General features: G+C 64.1%; 1 protein-coding gene. It reads right to left on the bottom strand.

What is annotated here, in order from left to right:
• Window positions 1–88: 88 nt before the first annotated feature.
• Window positions 89–2,473: a TonB-dependent receptor gene (locus BSZ14_RS18570; RefSeq protein WP_076712041.1), complete on the bottom strand. Its 2,385-nt coding sequence runs from the start codon at window positions 2,471–2,473 to the stop codon at window positions 89–91.
• Window positions 2,474–2,856 lie beyond the last annotated feature (383 nt).

The raw sequence follows: 2,856 nt of genomic DNA on the forward strand, positions 1-2,856 counted from the left end.
CACAGGCGATGGTCTCGGTGAGACCCCTTGCCCTCCCCCATCCCCTCCCGCTTGCGGGAGGGGAGCGGCTAGAGGTTAGCGGTGGCCTTCAGAACCCCTTCTTCAGCGTCACGAACCACTGGCGCGGCGCGCCCGCGAGTAGTGTCTGGTTGTCGCCGCTGGCGGTGAAGCCGTTGGTGCCGATGGTCGAGATGTACCGCTTGTCGGTCAGGTTGGTCACGCTGCCTTCGATCGAGAAGCCGCCCCATTCCTTGGGGAAACGATACCCGATGCTGGCATCGACCAGCACGCGCCCGTCGACCGACTGATCGTTCAGATAGGTGAAGTAGCGCTTCGACATATAGTCCGCGCCGACCCGGCCGAAGACGCGGCTGTCGTCATAGACCAGCTCGCCCTTGACCATATTCTGCGGCGTGTCGACGACATAGCGCCCCTTTTCGGCCAGCAGGTTGCCCGACCCGTCGCGCACCGTCTGCTGATAGGTGGCATGGTTGTAGGAATAGCTGGCCAGCGCCGAGAAGGCCGGGGTCAGGCGGTAAAAGGCCGAAACCTCCGCGCCATAGCTTTCCACGCCGCCGACATTGTTCAGCGTCGGCGGAATACCCTGGATCGCGGTGCCGACCGAATAGGTCAGCAGGCGGTCGGAGAAGTCGATATAATAACCGGTCGCCGACAATTGCAGCCCGCCGGTGCGATAGCGTACGCCGCCCTCGGCCGTCTTCGACTTTTCGGGGCGCACGGTGCCCGCGACCGAATTGAACGCCGCCTGGCTGATCGAGAAGGGTGCCGCCGTCGCCGCCGCGATGAAGGCGCGCATATTCTCGGTATAGCTGGCGAAGACTTCCGCCTGATTCCCCAGGTGCAGCACCGCGCCGATCTGCGGCAGGAACCAGTCCTCGCTCTTGATCCGGCCGCGCGCCAGCGTCCCCGCCAGCGTGTTCGCCTGGTTGCGCACCCGCATCCCCTTCCAGCCGCCATTGATGGTCAGCTGGCCGATGTCGAGCGTGTCGCCGACCGAATATTGCAGCGTCTCGGTATCGTATTTGCCGTTCCAGACGGTCGCCATCGGATTGCTCTGGAAATCCAGCGCGCTGCGGTTGGGCGTCGCGGTATCGGTCATGCCATAGAGGCGCCGCGCCTGGTGCAGCGTGTTGCTCTCATACCAGCCGGTCAGCTCCAGCTTGTTGATGCCGGTGGTCAGCGCCAGCTTGGCGATGGTCCCGGCACGGTCGAGGCTGTACTCGGTCGTGCGGAACGACAGCGGGGCGGGGTTGGTGATCGGCGTGCCACCGGCATTGGGTGCGCCCAGCGTCGTCGGGGTATAGGGCGTGATCCACGATCCCTGCCCCTTGTTATGGTGATAATAGCTGGTCGAGGTCAGCGACAGCGCGTCGGTCAGCTTGGCGGCGAAGGTGATCCCGCCCAGATAGTCGCGGCGCAGACCGGCGGCGTCATAATAACCGTCGTCCAGCGTGATCCCGCTGGGCAGGCCGATCTGTACCCCGGCATAGGGGGCGGTGAATCCGGTCAGCGATCCGTTGTTTTTCGCCGCATAGGCGGCCGCCGCCGCGCCGTTGGTCGCCTGCTTGGCATAGAGGATGGCGAGCGGATAATTGTTGCTGATATTGTCGTTATAGTAGCCGCGACGCTTGATGATATCGAGGCTGAGGTCCTGATAGTCGTTCTCGCGACGATCCGAGAAGTTGAAGAAACCGGTGATCGAGCCGCGGTCGCCGAAATCCTTGACGATCTTGGCATTGGCCTGATGCTGACGCTGGCTGCCGAAACCCTTCCACTTGTCGGTGGTCAGGTAGGCATAGCTCAGATAGCCCTTCAGGCCGCCGCCCAGATCGCCGCTGTCGGCGCGGACGAAGGCGCGGATCGTATCGTTGCTGCCATAGGTGCCCGACGCGGCGAGCGCGGCGGTGTCGGAGGGCGCGCGGCTGGTGAACTGGATGGTGCCTCCCAGATTACTGGTCGAGGCGGTGCCGAGTGCGCCCGCGCCCTGCGCGACGCTGGTCGAGGCGATATTCTCGGAGATGATCGCGCGGCTGATGTGCAGGCCGTTGGTCGGGCCATAGCTCATGTCGCCCAGCGGCACGCCGTCGAGCGTGAAGCCCAGCTGGTTCTGGTTGAACCCGCGAAGCGAGATGCGGGTCGACCATTCATAGGCACCGAACGGGTCGGCCGCCTGGAAATTGACGCCCGGCAGCTTGGAAATGGCTTTCAGCGGCGAGGTGCCCGGGGTCAGCCGATCGAGATCGGCGGCGGTGATCGTCTGCACCTGACGGCTCTGGCCGAAGCCGAGCACGACGACATCGGCAGGAACATTGGCCTGCTCGCCCTCGGGCGGCGTGGAATCGGTCGCGACCGGATCAGCGGCGGTGACGGCGGCTTGTGCGGGCAGCGTCTGCGCCGACGCACCCGATGCGATCAGCGCCAGCGGCGCGACGCCGATCAGAAACTTCACCATGTATCCTGGCCCCCAAATGGCTCGTTAACCCAATGGAGCGGGCGCATGGGGCCGGGGCATGACACCGTAGCGACAGCGTAATGACCGATTTATGACGGGGTGAAGTTGTGGTTTTGGGGGTACGATCCTCCCCGGCACGGGGAGGTGGCAAGACGAAGCCCTGACGGAGGGGGGCTTCGTCAAGGTGCTTCCCTGGCGGCCATCCCCCTCCACCATGCTTCGCATGGTCCCCCTCCCCTTGCAGGGGAGGATAAAAAACGTATGGCCCGCCCCGTCGGCAAGCGGTTTGTGTCAGCTATTCTGATCAGTCTGCGAAAACGTATCCGGCCTTTTGACGCAAGGTCATTGGCCAAGATGGAGATCCGCGCGTCCTGGTCCTCATA

The sequence above is a fragment of the Sphingomonas sp. Sph1(2015) genome, assembly GCF_001970915.1.
GTDB classification, from domain to species: domain Bacteria; phylum Pseudomonadota; class Alphaproteobacteria; order Sphingomonadales; family Sphingomonadaceae; genus Sphingomonas; species Sphingomonas parapaucimobilis.